This window comes from Xanthomonas sp. 10-10 (assembly GCF_040182365.1).
Taxonomy (GTDB): Bacteria; Pseudomonadota; Gammaproteobacteria; order Xanthomonadales; family Xanthomonadaceae; genus Xanthomonas; species Xanthomonas arboricola_F.
Window position 1 is genome coordinate 3,041,155 of the sequence record NZ_CP144460.1, and the last position, 16,639, is coordinate 3,057,793.

Genomic DNA, 16,639 nt, shown 5'->3' on the forward strand with positions numbered 1-16,639 from the left:
GACGTGGTTGCGCGACACGCTGACAGATCGGCGTGTCGCGCAGCGTCATGGTGCCTGCGTGATCAGGACAACGTAGGCGCGGTGGCGATCGCATGGTCGATCACCTTGAGCGCAGCCTCGCGCTCGGCGCCGGCCACCACCAGCCGCGGTGCGCGCACATGCTCGCTCCCCAGGCCGACCTTTGCCTGCACCAGTTTGATCAGCTGCACGAAGGTGGGCACGGTATCCAGGCGCAGCAGCGGCAGGAACCAGTTGTACAACTCCTTGGCGGCCGGGTAACCGCCATCGCGTGCCAGCTCGAACAGCCGTACCGATTCAGCGGGATAGGCGTTGACCAGGCCGGCGATCCAGCCCTTGGCGCCCATGCTCAGGCCTTCGACGATGGCATCGTCCATGCCGACCAGCAGCGCCAGCCGATCGCCCAGCAATTCCTGCAACGCCGCGAAACGGCGCACATCGCCTGAAGATTCCTTTACCGCCTGCAGGTTGGGGAATTCGGCCGCCAGCTCGGCGATCTGCGCCGGGCCGAAATCGGTCTTGTAGGCGACCGGGTTGTTGTACAGGATCACCGGCAGATCGGTCGCGCCGATCACCGCGCGCACGTGCGCGCCCATCTCGCGCCAGTCGGTGGAGTAGACGTAGGGCGGCAGCACCATCAAGCCGCCGCATCCGATCTCCTTGGCGGCCTTGGCCAGCGCCACCGCTTCGCCGGTCGCCAGGCTGGCGATGCCCGGCACCACCGGCACGCGGCCGTTCAAGGCAGCGACCAGGGTGCGCAGGATCGCCAGCTTGTCGTCCACGCTCAGGGTGGCCGCTTCGCCCAACGAGCCCAACGGCACGATCGCGGTGCAGCCGGCATCCACCAGCTGGTTGGCGTGCTTGCCGAGGAAGTCGTGATCGATCTCACCGGAGGCGGTGAACGGGGTGGTGATGGCCGGCAACACGCCGTGCCAGAACGTAGCGATGCTCATGGATGATTCCCTTGCGAGTCGGAAGTGAACGAGTCGGCCAGCGCCGCGAGGCGGACCGGGAACAACGGCGGCCGGCGGCCGGCGTCGGTGGAAAGATCGGGCGGGCAACGGCCGAGTTCGGCCAGTGCGCTGCCGCAGATGCGGCCCTGACAGGCGCCCATGCCGCAGCGCGAGGCCAGCTTGGCATCGCGAGCATCGTCGAACGCGTCCAGCGCGCCCAGCGGCACGTCTTCGCAGCGGCAGACCAGCGTGTCCGGTTGCGCCAGCGCGCGGATGCGTGGATGCAGCGCGAACTGCTGTTGCAGCAGCTGCGCAAACGCGCGAACGGCGCGCCGACGCGGCTGCAGCCGCAGTGCATGATCGGGTGCGCCGGCGGCCATGTGCCCGGCCATCGCACCTTCGACCAGCGCGCAATCGCGCCCGCCGATGCCGCAGGCTTCGCCGGCTGCGAAGATCTGCACGACACTGGTGCGCAGCAACGCATCGACCTGCACCTGCTGATGCGCACCGCACGGCTCCAACTGGCAACCCAGCAACTGCGCCAGTTCGACATTCGGCACCAGCCCGTACCCCACGGCGAGCTGATCGCAGGCCACGCGGGTACGCCCGGCAGGGCCGTCGATCTCGACCTCGCGCAGCTGCGTATCGCCATAGGCGGCCACCACCACGCTGCCGGCGCGATAGGCAACGCGATGCAATTGCAGCCGCAGCGCCACCGCCTGCGCAGCCTTGCCTGGCCAGCGCCACAACTGCGCAGCGAAGGTACGCAACGCTGCAGCGCCGGTCTGCTCGTGGATGCCGAGCACCTGCGCGCCATGTCGCTGCAAGGTGGCCGCACTGGCCAGCAGCAACGGCCCGCTGCCGGCCACCAGCACCCGCTTGCCGCGCAATGGCCAGCCTTGTTTGGCCAGCGCCTGCGCCGCGCCTGCGCCGGTAACGCCGGGCAAGGTCCAGCCCGGAAACGGCAACAGCAATTCGCGTGCGCCGGTGGCCAGCACCAGCGCGGCATAATGCAGTTGCAGCGCGCCATCCGGGCCATCGGCCAAGAGCCAGCCTGGCTGGGCAAGCAGGATCTGCGTGCGGGTCAGCAGGCTGATTGCGGCATTGCCCTGCACCTGCCGCAGCAGCGCACGCGCATCGGCCGGCGCACCGTGGTGCACGTCGCTGCGCCATACCTGCCCGCCCGCGCGCGGCTGCATGTCCACCACGCCCACGCGCGCGCCATGGCCGGCGGCGGCCTGCGCCGCCGCCAGACCGGCCGGTCCGGCGCCGATCACCAGCACATCGAAATGCAGCACGCGCTCAGCCATCGGTACGCACCTGCATGCCCTCGTGCACATCCACCAGGCATGCGCGTTGCTGCGCAACGCCGTCGATGCGGACGCGGCATTCGAAGCACACGCCCATGCCGCATAACGGTGCCCGCGGCTGACCGCTGCTGGACTGGCGAAACTGCAGCGTCGCCTGCGCCAACGCGGCTGCCACGCTGGCGCCGGCGGGCACGTCCACCGGCTGCGCATCCACGTACAGGCGGACCATGGCGCTCATGCCACGGCCCCCTGCACGGCGCGCGCCGGGGCATACGGCGCCGGGTCGATGGCCGGCGTGCGCCCGAGCAGGCTATCCACGATCACCCGTGCGCTCCCCAGCGCCGTGGTGACCCCCAGCCCTTCATGCCCCGCTGCCACCCACACATCGGCCCGGCCGGGCACCGCCCCGAGATACGGGCGCCCGTCCGGGGTGGCCGGACGCAGACCCGTCCACACCCGGATCGCCTGCAGCTCGCGCAACACCGGCAGATACGCAAATGCCCGCTGCAGCATCCGCTGCAGCACCGGCATCGACAGCGCGCGATCGTGTTCGCCGAACTGGCGCGAGGAGCCGATCAGGATCTGCCCGGTCGGCCGCGGCTGCACATTGAAGGCCACGCTGGTGGTGTCGGCCCCATGCGCCGAATCGGCATAGCCCAGCTCCAGCAATTGATGCCGGATCAAACCGGGATGCCGGTCGGTGATGACCAGATGGCCCTTGCGCGGGCGCAACGCCAGCTCGGGCAGCAACCCCGGCAAGGCGACACCGCTGGCGACCAGCACCGGCCCGGACAGCAGCTGGCCATCGTCCAGGCACACGCCCCGGGTTTGCAGTTGCGTCACCCGACGGCCGGCAAACAGCTGCGCACCGGCCTTGCAGGCCAGGCCCACCAGGTGGCGCGCCACCCGCGGCGGATACACCACCGCCTCGTTGGGCACCCGCATGCCGCCGGCCAGCCCGGCCACCAGCTGCGGCTCCAGGGCATACAACTGCTGCGCATCGATGGCTTCTGCGTGCAGGTCGGCCGCCGCCAGCCGCGCGATCTTGGCCGGCACCGCCGCCAGTTCGCGCGCATCGCGCGCCACCCACAGCGTGCCGCAGCGACTGAATTCGGCCTCGCTCAACTGCGCGAAGCGCTCCCACAAGCGCAGCGAATACGCCGATAGCGCCAGCTCGGCCGGATCGTCGTCCATCGCCACCAGATGCCCCATCGCCGCGGCGGTCGAACCGCCGCCGATCGGTCCCGGCTCGACGATCGCCACACGCAGGCCCTCGCCTGCCGCGGCTTCGGCACAGGCAGCGCCGACGATGCCGGCACCGATCACGATCAGGTCGTAGCTGCGTCGCGTGGAGGCGGCAGATGGCTTGCAACCCGCACCGGCAGCGCGATGCGGTGCAGCCGCCGCCGAACCGTTCGACGGCGCAGCCAACGCATCCGGCGCGGGCGGCGACGCCTGCATCAGGCCACGATGCCCCAGGCGAACGGATCGGCCGGATCGACGATCAGCTGCGAGCGCGCGGTGATGTACGCCTGCCCGCTGATGCGTGGCGCGATGCCGCGGCCGCTCAGGCGATAGCTACCCTCGAACGCGCTGCCCAGAATGCCTTGCTGCACCCAGCGCTCGCCTTCGCCCAGCTTGCCGTCTGCGGCCAGGCAGGCCAGCTTGGCGCTGGTGCCGGTGCCGCAGGGCGAACGGTCGTACGCCAGCCCGGGGCATAGCACGAAGTTGCGCGCCACGCCGCTGCCGTCCGGGGCGGCGCCATTGACTTCGATATGGTCGATTTCGCCACCCGCCTCACCCGTGATCCCGGCCGCTTCCAGCGCCAGCCGGATCGCTTCGGTATAGGCGGTGAGCTCGCGCTGATGCGCCAGGTCGAGCGCACACGGCGCCTGCTCGGTGATGAAGAACCAGTTGCCGCCCCAGGCCACATCGCCGCGCACCCGGCCGTGGCCGGGCACGTCCACTTCCACACCGGCGGCCGCGCGGTAACTCTCGACGTTGTCCACCGACACCGTGCCATCGTCGGCCAGTTCCACCCCAACGGTGCCCACCGGGGTTTCGATACGGTGCTGGCCCGGCGCGATGCGCCCCAGTTCGGCCAGCGTGCGCACCACCCCGATGGTGCCGTGGCCGCACATGCCCAGGTAGCCGACGTTGTTGAAGAAGATCACCCCGGTGCAGGCGGCAGGGTCGCGCGCCGGCAACAGCAAGGCGCCGACCATGGTGTCCGAGCCGCGCGGCTCGCAGGCGACCGCGCTGCGCCAGTGGTCGAAGTCCTGGCGGAAGCGTTCGCGGCAATGCGCCAGGTCGCCATCGCCCAGATCGGGGAAGCCGGCCAGGACCACGCGGGTGGGTTCGCCGGCCGTATGGGAGTCGATGACGTCGATGGTGTGCATGGCTCATGCTCCCATTGCCGGCCCGCGGACGACTAGCGTTCAATGCGAAGTGAAAATGCGGAAATCTGCACAATCGCCAACCCGCTTCACGGCCGCGCGTTTACGCTAGGATCAAGCCTGGGTTGCACCACCGTGCAGCCGTCAAATCGTGATCGCTACCATGACCCTGATGGACCTCAACCTTCCCGCACTGGAAATGCAGACGCTGTTCGATGCACTGCCGGACGTGGTGTTCTTCATCAAGGACAGCGAGGGCCGCTACACCCATTGCAACCTCACCCTGGTACGGCGGCTCGGGCGCAAGCTGCGCAGCGAGATCATCGGCCGCTCGCCGCTGGAAGTGTTTCCGTTGCCGCTGGGCGGCAGCTACATGATGCAGGACCGCCGCGTACTGCAGGGCGAGCTCATCGACAACCAGCTGGAGGTGCATCTGTATCCCAACCGCTTGCCGGGCTGGTGCCTGACCTTCAAACGCCCGCTGTGCGAGGCCAACGAGGTGATTGGTGTGGTGGGTATTTCGCGCGATCTGGGTCAGCCCGATAGCCGGCATTCGGCGTATGAGCGGCTGAGCCAGGTCATGGAACACATGCAGTCCAACTTCGGCGACAACCTGCGCGTGCAGGCGCTGGCCGATCTTGCCGGGCTCTCGGTCGCGCAGCTGGAGCGGCACTTCCGTCGCGTGTTCCAGGTCACCCCGCAGCAACTGCTGACCAAGCTGCGCATCGAGTCGGCCATGCGCCTGCTGTACGGCGACGACAGCATCGCCAGCATCGGCCAACGCTGCGGGTTCGCCGACCAGAGCGCGTTCGCCCGCCAGTTCAAGGCCACCGTCGGCATGACCCCGCGCGATTACCGTGCGCTCAAGGGTCAGCTGTGAAGAGCTGGTTGGACGCTGCAATCGGACGCTGACACATAGCTGGCACAAATGCCGAATTCGGCAGGATTGGGAGCGCCCTCGCAGTGCGTTCCGGTCGCCCTGGAGCAGTGCATCGCTGAAAGACGCGTCAAGGTGATCCGGGACCCGGATGGTAGAATTCCGGGTTTCCCCTACTGCGTTGCCAATGGCCAGTTTTTTCCGCCGCAACAAGCCCACCGCGCCCGACAGCTCGCGCACCTCGCGCTATAGCCTGGAAGAACTGGCAGCCGCATTCCCCACCGCACCCTCGGCCGCCACGCCCGCAGCGCCGGTCGAGTCCACGCCGCCTGCGCAGTCCGGCACAGTGCCTGCCGCAGCGCCGCCCATGACGCCTGCCCCGGCAGCGGAAACCGCCGCACCGGCGGCACCGGCCGATACGCTTGCACGCGACATTGCAGCCCGTACCGGCCAGGCGCAGAGCATCGCCGCCGTGCCGAGCGCGCCCGCCGCACCCACACCTGCCGCGCCGTCTGCGTTGCAGGCATTGCCGGACCCGGCCCCGGCTGCCGCGCCCACCGCACCCACCCCGGTGGTGGTGGCGCCCGTCGTTGTGCAGCCTCAGGGCGCACCGACGACGCCTGTCGCTCCCCCCATGCACCCTGCAACGCCATCGCAGGCGACCACGCCGTCGGCGCCGGCACCGGTGACTGCCGCGCCGGTCGCCGCCCCGCCGGTGGTGGTGGTGCCGCCTGCCGCAACGCCGACCGCGCCCACTCCGCCCGCCGCAGTCCCTGCGGCAAGCGCGACACCGACCGTGACCGCACCGGTCATCGTCGGCAGCCCGACGCCTGCGACGCAGGACACCGACAGCATCGTCGGCCAGCACGACGCACTACCTGCCGCACCCGCCGGCAAACCGGGCTGGCGCGAGCGGCTGCGCAACAGCACCTTCGCACGCAGCTTCGGCGGCCTGTTTTCGCGCAACCCCAAGCTCGACGACGATCTGCTCGACGAGATCGAAACCGCGCTGATCACCGCCGACGTCGGCATCGGCGCCACCACCGCCTTGATCGAAGGCCTGCGCAAGCGCATGAAGTCGCGCGAATTCGTCGACGCGCAGGCCATGTTCAAGGCGCTGCGCACCGATCTCATCGCGTTGCTGCAGCCGGTGTCACAACCGCTGGTGATCGACCGCTCGGTCAAGCCGTTCGTGGTGCTCACCGTCGGCGTCAACGGCGTCGGCAAGACCACCACCATCGGCAAGCTGGCCAAGCGCTTCAAGGATGAGGGCAATAGCCTGATGCTGGCCGCCGGCGACACCTTCCGCGCCGCCGCGGTGGCGCAGCTGCAGGCCTGGGGCGATCGCAATGGCGTGGCGGTGATCGCGCAAGGGCAGAACGCCGATGCCGCCTCGGTGGCCTTCGATGCGCTGCAGGCCGCCAAGGCGCGCGGTACGGATGTGCTGATCGCCGACACCGCCGGCCGCCTGCATACCCAGACCGGGCTGATGAACGAGCTGGGCAAGATCCGCCGCGTGCTCGGCAAGATCGACCCCGCCGCACCGCACGAAGTGCTGATGGTCATCGACGGCACCACCGGCCAGAACGCCATTTCGCAGCTGCGCCAGTTCCATGCCGCCGTCGGCGTCACCGGCCTGGTGGTGACCAAGCTCGATGGCACCGCCAAGGGCGGCGTGGTCTTCGCACTGGCGCGCGAGTTCAACATTCCGATCCGGTTTGCCGGCATCGGCGAACGCCCGGAAGATCTGCGCGTGTTCGACCCGGTCGCCTTCGTCGACGCCTTGCTGCCGGACGCCTTGGGCAGCTGAGTGGCTGACGCCTGCCCGCATCTGCAGCCCCTGTACGCAAGCGCGTGGCAGGCCGGCTGCACGGTGCCGCAGGTGCCGCACGGCTGGTTGCGCGCCAAACGCGTGCTGGAGTTCGCGCACGGCATGCCCGCCTCGCTACGTGCAACGCAGTGCAGCGGTGTGGCGGTGTCTGACTCCCATGTACCTCGGTCCCCGCATTGGGCTGGTGATGCAGGCTTGTTCTGCCGGCAGTGCCGGGTGGGCATGGCGTTTCCACTGCACTGAGCTCGCCACCGCACCAATGCGCTTGTGCCTTGCACCGCCCTCCTTCACCGCCAGCAGACCTCATGCCCGCAGATCTCGCCACTTCATCCGTCGACGCTTTCGTCGCCCCGTTGCTGCACTGGTTCGACGGCCACGGGCGTCACGATCTGCCCTGGCAACATCCACGGGCGCCGTATCGGGTCTGGCTGTCGGAAATCATGCTGCAGCAGACCCAGGTTGCAGTGGTCATTCCCTACTTCCAGAAGTTTGTCGCACGCTTCCCGACACTTGCCGACCTGGCGGCAGCCGACAACGACACGGTGATGGCCCACTGGGCAGGGCTGGGTTACTACGCACGCGCACGCAATCTGCATGCGGCCGCCAAGCAATGCGTCGCCTTGCACGATGGCGAGCTGCCGCGCGACCTCGATGCACTGCTCGCGCTGCCCGGCATCGGCCGCAGCACCGCCGGTGCGATCCTGAGCCAGGCGTGGAACGACCGTTTTCCCATCATGGATGGCAACGTCAAACGCGTCATGACGCGCTTCCACGGCATTGCCGGCTACCCCGGCCTGCCGGCCGTCGAAAAGCAGCTGTGGCAGCTGGCGGCAACGCATGTCGCGCATGTACCCGACGGCCGCCTGGCCGACTACACGCAGGCACAGATGGATTTCGGCGCCACGCTGTGCACACGCGCCAAACCGGCCTGCGTGCTGTGCCTGTTGCAGGATGCCTGCGTTGCCCGCCGCGAGGGCCTGGTGGAGGCGCTGCCCACGCCCAAACCGGGCAAGGTCCTGCCCGAGCGCGAAGCAACCGCCCTGCTGCTGGAAAACGCGCAAGGCCAGATCCTGCTGCAGCGCCGCCCACCCACCGGCATCTGGGCCTCGCTGTGGACGCTGCCGCAGGCCGACACCGACAGCGGCATGCGCGCCTGGTTCGCCACGCATCTCGATGGCGACTACGAGCGCGCCAACGAGATGGCGCCGCTCGTGCACACCTTCAGCCATTACCGCCTGCATCTGCAGCCGTTGCGCCTGCGCAAGGTCGCACTGCGTGCGGCGGTGCGCGACAATGACGATCTGCGGTGGGTCGCCCGCGCCGATCTCGGCTCGCTGGGCTTGCCGGCGCCGATCCGCAAATTGCTCGACACGCTTTAAGCACGCCTCAAAGGAATTCGCATGTCCCGCACCGTGTTCTGCCAGTACCAGCAATGCGATACCGACGGCCTGGATTTTGTGCCGTATCCCGGCGAACTCGGCCAGCGCATCTTCGCGCAGATCGGCAAGAGCGCGTGGCAGGCATGGCTTGCGCACCAGACCATGCTGATCAACGAAAACCGGCTATCGCCGCGCGACCCCAAGCATCGCGCCTTTCTCGAAGCCGAACTGCAGAAGTTCCTGTTCGAGCGCAATGCCGATAAGCCCGAGGGCTATGTGGCGCCGCTCGGCGAGGAATAGTTGGCGCGCGGACTGGGATGTTGCGGGTAGGGATCGGCAGCGAGGCAGCGAGTCGATCGCCACAACGCGGGATCACGCATCCTGTGGCCATCCCCCGGGAATAGGAAGTGGTGATTCACGATGACGAGCACTGGCCCATCCGGCATTGAGCCGCGCCCAATCGATGCGTTTATCACCGGGGCTGTCGACGCGCAGTGGCAAAAGGTCGCGATGGTCATTGCGAAAGCCCTCACCGACGAGCGGTTGAATCTGGCCGACGTCGCGGACGCGGCCGACCAGGTTGCGCAGCGCATTGCCGGCCTTGTTCGCGACGGTCGGCTCGAGGCTGCGGGCGATATGACCGACTGGCGACACGGCGAAGTGCGCCTTGCCACGCCTGCGCCACACGCACGCTGAAGCACCCGCCTTGACAACTGTGTCATGCAGCGCGCGGCTTCCAGCGCCCAAGCGCTGCTGACAACAGGACTGCACTCACCGCCAGACGGCGCGACCTGCGCGCGGTGCGGCACGCACCCGGCGTTCTACGCACCGCCCACACTCACCTGACGACTGCTCGCCACGCCTTGTAAGCCGCGTCAGGTCCCCAAGCCCGAGTTGCGGCACAGCTCATTCGCCCGCTGCGCTGCGCGCGTACCGAGCGGCGATCAAGCGCCTGCGTGCATGGCCGAACCCTGTTGATGTGGCAGCTCGGGGGTCGAGATTCCGGTACGCGGCCGGCCACATCCTCCGCCCCTCACATTCTATTGCTACACATTATATTTTTAAGTAGATTGAATGGCATGCTGACCCATGCCACGCCTGCACTGCCACGTTTTCGCGCCGATCCTGCCAGCATGCAGCGCCTGCGCGCGTCGGCCGGGCGCGCCTGTGGCTTGCTCAAGGCCATGGCCAACGAGGATCGCCTGCTGTTGCTCTGCCAGCTGGCCCAGGGCGAGCGCAATGTCGGCGAACTGCAGGCAGCCACGGCCATCGCGCAGCCCACGCTGTCGCAGCAACTGGGCGTTCTGCGCGACGAAGGCCTGGTCAGTACCCGTCGCGCGGGCAAATACATCTATTACCAACTCGCCAGCGCCGACGTGCTTGCGGTGATGCAGGCCCTGTATGCCAGCGTCTGCGGCACAGCGGAGCCAGACTGACATGGTCGTCGACTGGAGCAATTTCACCCCCTTGAGCGCAGTGGCCGGGGGCGGCCTGATTGGCCTTGCCGCCGCGTGGCTACTGGTGTTTGAAGGACGCATTGCCGGCGTCAGTGGCATCGTCGGCGGCTTGCTGCAGCGCCAGGGCCGCGATGAACGCAATTGGCGGGGCGCGTTCGTGCTCGGGTTGCTCGGTGCCGTGCCGCTGTGGGCCGTCGTGCGGCCGCTGCCTTCCATGCAGTCGCAAGCGACATGGTGGTGGTTGATCGGCGCAGGCTTGCTGGTGGGATTCGGTGCGCGCGTGGGCGGTGGCTGTACCAGCGGGCATGGGGTGTGCGGCATCGCGCGTGGCGCACGGCGCTCGCTGATCGCCACCGCCGTGTTCATGGGCGCGGCGATCGCCACCCATGCCCTGCTCGCCACGTTGCGGGGCGTCTGGTGAATCGGGTTCTCAGCAGCGCGATCGCCGGGCTGATCTTCGGGATCGGCCTGTTGCTCTCAGGCATGGCCGATCCGGACAAAGTCCTGGGTTTTCTCAATGTCGCCGGCCGCTGGGACCCGTCGCTTGCGTTGGTCATGCTCGGCGCCATCGGCGTCGCGGCGCCTGCGTTCTGGTGGGCGCGGCGACATGGTCGAACACTGCGTGGTGCATCGCTGCAGTTGCCCAGCCACCGGCAGATCGACGGCCCACTGCTATGGGGCAGCGCGCTGTTCGGCATCGGCTGGGGATTGGTGGGGCTGTGCCCGGCGCCGGCACTGCTGGGCGCGGCTGCACTGCAGCCGTCCAGTCTGGTGTTTGTGTCGGCGATGTTGATCGGCATGCGGGCTGCACCTGCTGTATCGACGGCGCGCCGAACCTGATCCGCCTCGCAGATCGCACCGCTAACCGCTGCAACTGCATCGCCGGTCATCGGCAGTGCAAACCACGGCCAGGCCTTGCGTGCATTCGCACACCCTCCAACGCAGGTTTACCGATGTTCGCGGGTTTCCACGGTAACGCTGCGCGATCACTGCGGTCTTGCAGCAGCCAATCGGCCACCCCGACCGCATCGGCGACGCTGCCGCAGCGCGGTAGCGTCACCGGATACGAGGACGTCCTCAGCCCACGCCGGTCGGCCCATCCAGCAACATGCGGATGCGCTTGAGCAATTCCTTCTGCGTGTAGGGCTTGTTGACCACATCGAATTCCGCCCCGCCCACGTCGGTGCGCTGGATGCTGGCATCGGCATAACCGGTGGTGAGCAACACCTTGATCCTGGGCAGCAGGCGGCGCGCTTCGCGCGCGAGCACTACGCCGTTCATGCCGCCGGGCATGATCAGATCGGTGAACAACGCATCCACGTCCGGGTGCTGCTCGAGCAACTCGATCGCTTCGCGCCCACTGGCTGCGGAGAGGATGTGGTAACCGGCGTTTTCCAGGAACATCCTGGCCACCACCGCCACGTCCTGTTTGTCTTCCACCACCAGGATGGTTTCGTTGCCGCCCTTGTCGATGGCACGGCTCTTGACGGCCTGCAGGTCGTTTTCGAACTCGCTGGATGCCGGGAAATACAGCCGCACCGTGGTGCCTTCGCCCATTTCGCTGTAGATGCGCACGGTGCCGCCGGACTGTTTGACGAAGCCGTACACCATCGACAGCCCCAGTCCCGTGCCCTGCCCCTCGTCCTTGGTGGTAAAGAACGGCTCCATGACGCGGCTGGCGACCTCCGGCGGCATGCCCGAACCGGTGTCGCTGACGGCAATGCTCACATAGCGGCCCGGCGCCAGCTGGTGATGCATGGCCAGATCGTGGCTGGTGATTTCCACATTCTGGGTCTGCACCGTCACTTCCTTGCGCTCGGACTGCGCCATCGCATCGCGTGCATTGATCAGCACGTTCAACAGCGCCACTTCGGCCTGGGTGGTGTCGATCTGACAGTTCCACAGCCCCTCTTCCAGCGACTGCCGCAGGCTGATGCCGCCCCCGAGCGCGCGCTCGGCCATGTTGTTCATGCCCGACACCAGGCCATTGAGATTGACCACCCGGCCCCGCAATTTCTGCTTGCGCGAAAACGCCAGCAATTGCTGCGTCAGGGTGGCCGCCTTTGCCGCAGCGGTTGCGGCATGTTCGGCGCTGAAGGCGATGCGCTCGGCGTTTTTGGCGGCATCGCCGGTGACCATCATCTGGATCACTTCCAGATGACCGGACATCACCTGCAGCAGATTGTTGAAATCGTGCGCGATGCCGCCGGTCAACTGCCCCAGCGCTTCCATCTTCTGCGCCTGACGCAGGGCGTCCTCGGCATCGCGGCGACGGCTTACGTCCAGCTGCGAACCGAAGAAGTAAACCAGGTTGCCTTGCTCGTCGAACACCGGCGAGACGAACAGCGCGTTCCAGAACGACGAACCATCCTTGCGGTAATTCAGCACCTCGGTGGCAAATTCGCGGCGTTGTTCAATGGACTCGCGCACGTCCTGCACGCTGGCCGGATCGGTATCCGGGCCCTGCAGAAAACGGCAGTTGTTGCCGATGATCTCATCGGCCGAATACCCGGTCATTTCCAGGAACGCACGGTTGGCGAACACGATCGGGTTATCGGGCAGGTGCGGGTCGGTGACCGTCATCGGCATCCGCGTGGTTTCCACCGCGGCAAAAAAGATATCCGAGCGATGCTTCTCCACAGGCAGGCTGCGAGATTCGCTGATATGAGGCGCCCGTAGCTCTCCGTGACGGGTATCGTTCAAGTGATGTTCTCCGCGGGGCCATTCCCGTGATGACAGTTTAGTTGGGTCCGGTGAGCTAATCCCTCACATCGATGAGCCTTTCCAGTACGGCTGCGCGCGCCCATGCAACCAAATGCAGCTCTCCCGCGTAGCGGCGCATTGCGGGCAACGCAGCTGCTTAACGCAGCACGTCGGTGCCGCCAGGCACGTGCGTGCGCCCACGCTGCTTTGCCGTAGCATGCCCATGCAGTTCGCAGCTCCTGCGCCGTCGTCCCGCCGTGTCGGATGCGTCGCGCGCGCCTTCCCCCACGCCGGCGTGCGCGCCAGGCGACCAGGCGACGCCACCATGCCGGGCTATCAGACCCAGATCCACGAGCTGACCTTCGGGCAGCAGACCTACGTCATCCGCGCGTTGACGGACAAGCAGCAATTTGCCGACCCCGACGACGCAGCCGCCGACGCCGGCATTTCCTCGGCGCAGTGGAGCCTGTTCGGCCAGGTGTGGCCGGCAGGCCGGTTGCTGGCCGAAGCGATGGCGACGCGGCCGGTGGAAGGCCGGCGCATTCTCGAGCTCGGCTGCGGCCTGGGTTTGGCGAGCCTGGTCTTGCGCAAACGCGGCGCCGACGTGGTGGCCAGCGATCACCACCCGCTGGCAGAGGTGTTTCTGGCGTACAACGCCGCGCTGAACGCGCTGGATTCGGTGCCGTACCGCCGACTCGACTGGGACGCGGGCGCCTCGAACATGGGCCAGTTCGACATGATCATCGCCAGCGACGTGCTCTACGAAACCCGCCACGCCACCATGCTGGCCAAGCTGATCCCGGGGCTGGCCAGGCCCTCGTGCGAGATCGTGGTGAGCGACCCTGGCCGCGGCAACGCCAACGCGCTTTCGCGCATGCTGGCCGATATCGGGTTCTCGCTGATCGCCGGCGAACGCCAGGCCTCGGCACAGGTGGCCAAGGCCCCGCGCCTGTTCGTCTATCGCCGCAAGATGGACAACTGGTGACCGGCAGGCGGCCGAGGGCACCGTGCCTCAGGGCGCAGGCGTGTAGTCGGACAACAGCACCGGCTTGCGCGGATCGGCCTTGATTTCCTTGTGCTCGCTCAGGCGCAGCGCATCGGCGTCGGGTGTGTCGTCGGTATTCAGTTCCCAGGCCTCGATCACGCGCTTGTGGAACAGGAATGCACGGCGCGTGCGGTCGTAGCGGAAGGTGATGTAGTCGGTCCAGTGCTGGCCGCAGGCCACTCCATTTTGCACGGTGAAGTAGGCGCCCTTGGCCACCAGGCCTTGTTCGTCATCCAGAAACGGATCGCACTGGCCGCCCTCGTCGGCCTTGAAGATCACCCGCGTATTGCGTGCAGCTTCGACAACGCCACCGTCTGCGGTCGCAACCAGAACCAGCAAGGTCCGCGCCGGCGCCGCGCGGCCATCCGCACGCAGCGTCTGTTCTGCGGATGCACGCAACGCGACCACATAATCCTGCCGGCCGTCGCCAGTGAGATCTGCGCTGGCAACACGCATCACCGACTGCCCGGCAGGCAATACTTTGGCAGCACCTGCAGGCAGCGTGGCGGCGCCAGCTGGCAACGCCATTGCCATTGCCGCCGTCCACCACCAGCATCGCATTGTCACGGCCGTTCCCTCATCTGGTCTGCGTCGAGCGCGCAAGCATAGCCGGCCATGCTTGCAGTCGCGCGATGCCTGCGGTTCGACCACACGCTCGATGACGATGCCTACCTGGACACCGCTCAGGAGCCGACAGTAACGCCCACCCTCCCAACGACCGACGGCGACCACCACTGCACGACAGCGTTCAGTCGCGTCTTGTAAGACCCGCTCATTGGAAGCCTTCGACATCGTGCGCCAGAGGTCACCGTGCCGTATAGCACCCCATCACTACGCAACAGCGCCTTATCATCGACGCAGGCAAAGCCGCGCTGCAGGCGCGCCAAGCTCGCATCGCCCGACCGGGCAACAGCCCTGCACCGCACTTTTTGGAACTCCATGAAACGATTCTTCGCCTGTCTCGTACTGGCCACATGCTGCCTTTGCGCCACAGCGTCGGCCGAAGAGCTCGGCGCGTATCTGCGTACCCACTATCCCTCGTTGAGCTATGTCGAGCGCTACCGCGCCACGCATCCGGAAGACGCGCTTGGCAGCGCTGACGCATGGGCGGCAGGCGCCAGACTTGCGCCCGAAACCACAGCAAGCGATGTTTCGCGGCGCCTTGTCGGCCTTGCGGATCAGCACGTCGCGCTCGCCGGGGCCAAGGCCGGCAAGACTGAGACCTTGGGCGTTCTGTTCAGAACCTCAAGCGATGGTCACATGATCGTGTGGCGCATCCTCGATGCGCGCATCACCGGCCTCGCGCAAGGCGACAAGGTTCTGCAGATCAACGGAATACCCACGGCGGCATGGCTGAAAAGTGCGGCCGACCTGACGTTCGGCGGCAACGCGCGCGCGCGGCAAGCCGAAGCTGCCCTGTCGCTCGCACTCGGCACCCCAGCGGCGCATCAGGTGGCCGGTGCCGGCAAGACGGTAGCACTGCGCGTGCAGAGGTTTGCGCAGGCGCCGCGCCAGGTTGCGCTGCACTATCAGCCCATGACCCAGGAGCTTGCGCGCACGCTGGCATCGGCGGTCGACGTGCCCGATCTGCCGGAGGTTGCGCAAATCGGCAACACCAGGGTGGGAAGCATTCGCCTGGGCGCGTTTGCGCCGCAGTACAACGCCACGTTCACTCAGGCTGCGGAAGCCAGTGAGACCGCAGCGCCGCAGACCAACGACCCGGACGCCCCCATGTTGGCCGGGTTTTGTGCGGTAACCCGGGAGCTGATCGGTCGCTACGATGCCATTGCCGCACGCTCGGATGTCATGCTGATCGACTTGCGCGGAAACATGGGCGGGTTCGCACGCGAAGTGCGCGGATTTTCCTGGGCGCTCACCGGACGCAAGCCGGTGAAGACTTACGAGATGCGCGCGTCGGGAACGCCGGGAAGCGTGCGCCTGGAAGCGCTGCAGGACGATGCCAGCTGCGGCAGCGTCGCTTCGCACAAGCCGCTCATCGTGCTGGTGGATGCAGGTACCCGATCGGCCGGTGAATTGCTGGCCACCTATCTCTGGGCCAGCGGCGCCACGATCATGGGCGAGCGCACCATCGGTGCCGGAGGCGGCCGGGATTCGGAAAGCCAGGGTGTCGCGTTGGGCGATTCCGGATATCGCGCGCTTGTCAGCGAAAATTTTTATATTTTCGATCCGACGGAAGACCTGCGCGTTGGCGAGATGGACGAAGCGACGCTCGTTGATCGCGTGGCGGCAGACGGTTTTCGCCCGAGCCGAACGCACCCGTTCGCTACCCAGTCCATCGGCGTCGTGCCTGATGTGCCGCTTGCGATCGATGCGGCTGACTTGAACGATGGCGGTCATGGCCTCTTGCTGCGCGGCCTGGTCGCCGCCGGATTGACCAAGTGATTCTCCGCCGCTCCAACGCAGGTCTGTGCGTACATACGCGCTGATCGCGACCATGCAGCGTTGCATCGTTCGACGGATGCAGCCACTCCACAGGCTATCTCAAGGCAATCGCGCGGCTACAACTGCCCAGCGACCGCCAGGGCCTTGCTGCCTGCGTTCTTGGCGCGGTCGTCCTGGCGAGGTTGCGATCGCGTACAGGCAAGCGGGCATGTTGCAACCCAGCCATGCAAAAGCGCGCAGACCAGTCAATCAACCACTGCGTGACGC

The 16,639-nt window shown here is 67.1% G+C and carries 17 protein-coding genes and 1 other RNA gene; 11 read left to right on the plus strand and 7 right to left on the minus strand.

Features of this window, described 5'->3' with window-relative positions:
• Positions 1 to 62: 62 nt before the first annotated feature.
• From VZ068_RS12765 to VZ068_RS12785, 5 genes are read right to left on the minus strand one after another with little or no spacing between them, the layout of a single operon-like run.
• Entirely contained in the window at positions 63 to 971 is a 909-nt protein-coding gene (locus VZ068_RS12765; RefSeq protein WP_259150839.1) for a dihydrodipicolinate synthase family protein, read from the minus strand.
• On the minus strand, positions 968 to 2,281 hold the full coding sequence (locus tag VZ068_RS12770; RefSeq protein ID WP_349655518.1) for an FAD/NAD(P)-binding oxidoreductase: 1,314 nt from the start codon (positions 2,279 to 2,281) through the stop codon (positions 968 to 970). The genes VZ068_RS12765 and VZ068_RS12770 overlap by 4 nt, the downstream gene beginning before the upstream one ends.
• Positions 2,274 to 2,519 (minus strand): 2Fe-2S iron-sulfur cluster-binding protein, encoded by a 246-nt coding sequence (locus VZ068_RS12775; protein ID WP_349655519.1) that lies wholly within the window; start codon positions 2,517 to 2,519, stop codon positions 2,274 to 2,276. Before VZ068_RS12775 ends, VZ068_RS12770 begins: the two co-directional genes overlap by 8 nt.
• The gene (locus VZ068_RS12780; RefSeq protein WP_349655520.1) at positions 2,516 to 3,742 is read right to left on the minus strand and encodes an FAD-dependent oxidoreductase; all 1,227 of its coding nucleotides are present in this window, start codon (positions 3,740 to 3,742) and stop codon (positions 2,516 to 2,518) included. The genes VZ068_RS12775 and VZ068_RS12780 overlap by 4 nt, the downstream gene beginning before the upstream one ends.
• Positions 3,742 to 4,680, minus strand: a complete 939-nt coding sequence (locus VZ068_RS12785; RefSeq protein ID WP_349655521.1) for a proline racemase family protein — start codon at positions 4,678 to 4,680, stop codon at positions 3,742 to 3,744. Before VZ068_RS12785 ends, VZ068_RS12780 begins: the two co-directional genes overlap by 1 nt.
• A gap of 160 nt (positions 4,681 to 4,840) precedes the next feature.
• Between VZ068_RS12785 and VZ068_RS12790 the strand changes: the two genes are divergently transcribed.
• From VZ068_RS12790 to VZ068_RS12830, 9 genes are all read left to right on the plus strand, one after another.
• Complete coding sequence (locus tag VZ068_RS12790; protein ID WP_259150850.1) at positions 4,841 to 5,557, plus strand: AraC family transcriptional regulator; 717 nt, start codon at positions 4,841 to 4,843, stop codon at positions 5,555 to 5,557.
• A gap of 184 nt (positions 5,558 to 5,741) precedes the next feature.
• Positions 5,742 to 7,364 (plus strand): signal recognition particle-docking protein FtsY, encoded by a 1,623-nt coding sequence (gene ftsY, locus VZ068_RS12795; RefSeq protein ID WP_349655522.1) that lies wholly within the window; start codon positions 5,742 to 5,744, stop codon positions 7,362 to 7,364.
• 326 nt (positions 7,365 to 7,690) lie between these two features.
• Positions 7,691 to 8,764: an A/G-specific adenine glycosylase gene (gene mutY / locus VZ068_RS12800; RefSeq protein WP_349655523.1), complete on the plus strand. Its 1,074-nt coding sequence runs from the start codon at positions 7,691 to 7,693 to the stop codon at positions 8,762 to 8,764.
• A 21-nt stretch (positions 8,765 to 8,785) separates the two neighbouring features.
• Entirely contained in the window at positions 8,786 to 9,064 is a 279-nt protein-coding gene (locus VZ068_RS12805; RefSeq protein ID WP_046962459.1) for an oxidative damage protection protein, read from the plus strand.
• A gap of 120 nt (positions 9,065 to 9,184) precedes the next feature.
• Positions 9,185 to 9,460: a DUF3658 domain-containing protein gene (locus tag VZ068_RS12810; protein ID WP_259150856.1), complete on the plus strand. Its 276-nt coding sequence runs from the start codon at positions 9,185 to 9,187 to the stop codon at positions 9,458 to 9,460.
• Positions 9,461 to 9,562: 102 nt separating this feature from the next.
• A non-coding RNA gene (locus VZ068_RS12815) (sX9 sRNA) lies at positions 9,563 to 9,636 on the plus strand.
• A gap of 207 nt (positions 9,637 to 9,843) precedes the next feature.
• The gene (locus VZ068_RS12820; protein WP_349655524.1) at positions 9,844 to 10,200 is read left to right on the plus strand and encodes a metalloregulator ArsR/SmtB family transcription factor; all 357 of its coding nucleotides are present in this window, start codon (positions 9,844 to 9,846) and stop codon (positions 10,198 to 10,200) included.
• Position 10,201: 1 nt separating this feature from the next.
• Positions 10,202 to 10,642 (plus strand): YeeE/YedE thiosulfate transporter family protein, encoded by a 441-nt coding sequence (locus tag VZ068_RS12825; protein WP_349655525.1) that lies wholly within the window; start codon positions 10,202 to 10,204, stop codon positions 10,640 to 10,642.
• Positions 10,639 to 11,061 carry a DUF6691 family protein gene (locus VZ068_RS12830; protein ID WP_349655526.1) on the plus strand — a complete coding sequence of 141 codons (423 nt, stop codon included), beginning with the start codon at positions 10,639 to 10,641 and terminating at the stop codon, positions 11,059 to 11,061. The genes VZ068_RS12825 and VZ068_RS12830 overlap by 4 nt, the downstream gene beginning before the upstream one ends.
• A 237-nt stretch (positions 11,062 to 11,298) precedes the next feature.
• Here the strand turns inward: VZ068_RS12830 and VZ068_RS12835 are convergent, their stop codons facing one another.
• Positions 11,299 to 12,924 (minus strand): hybrid sensor histidine kinase/response regulator, encoded by a 1,626-nt coding sequence (locus VZ068_RS12835; RefSeq protein ID WP_259150861.1) that lies wholly within the window; start codon positions 12,922 to 12,924, stop codon positions 11,299 to 11,301.
• Positions 12,925 to 13,249: 325 nt separating this feature from the next.
• Here VZ068_RS12835 and VZ068_RS12840 point away from each other — a divergent pair, with 325 nt between their 5' ends.
• Positions 13,250 to 13,909, plus strand: a complete 660-nt coding sequence (locus tag VZ068_RS12840) for a methyltransferase domain-containing protein (protein WP_259160921.1) — start codon at positions 13,250 to 13,252, stop codon at positions 13,907 to 13,909.
• A 27-nt stretch (positions 13,910 to 13,936) separates the two neighbouring features.
• Here VZ068_RS12840 and VZ068_RS12845 read toward each other — a convergent pair whose 3' ends face one another.
• On the minus strand, positions 13,937 to 14,530 hold the full coding sequence (locus tag VZ068_RS12845; RefSeq protein ID WP_349657707.1) for a hypothetical protein: 594 nt from the start codon (positions 14,528 to 14,530) through the stop codon (positions 13,937 to 13,939).
• Positions 14,531 to 14,908: 378 nt separating this feature from the next.
• Between VZ068_RS12845 and VZ068_RS12850 the strand changes: the two genes are divergently transcribed.
• Positions 14,909 to 16,372 (plus strand): S41 family peptidase, encoded by a 1,464-nt coding sequence (locus tag VZ068_RS12850; protein ID WP_349655527.1) that lies wholly within the window; start codon positions 14,909 to 14,911, stop codon positions 16,370 to 16,372.
• Positions 16,373 to 16,639: the final 267 nt, after the last annotated feature.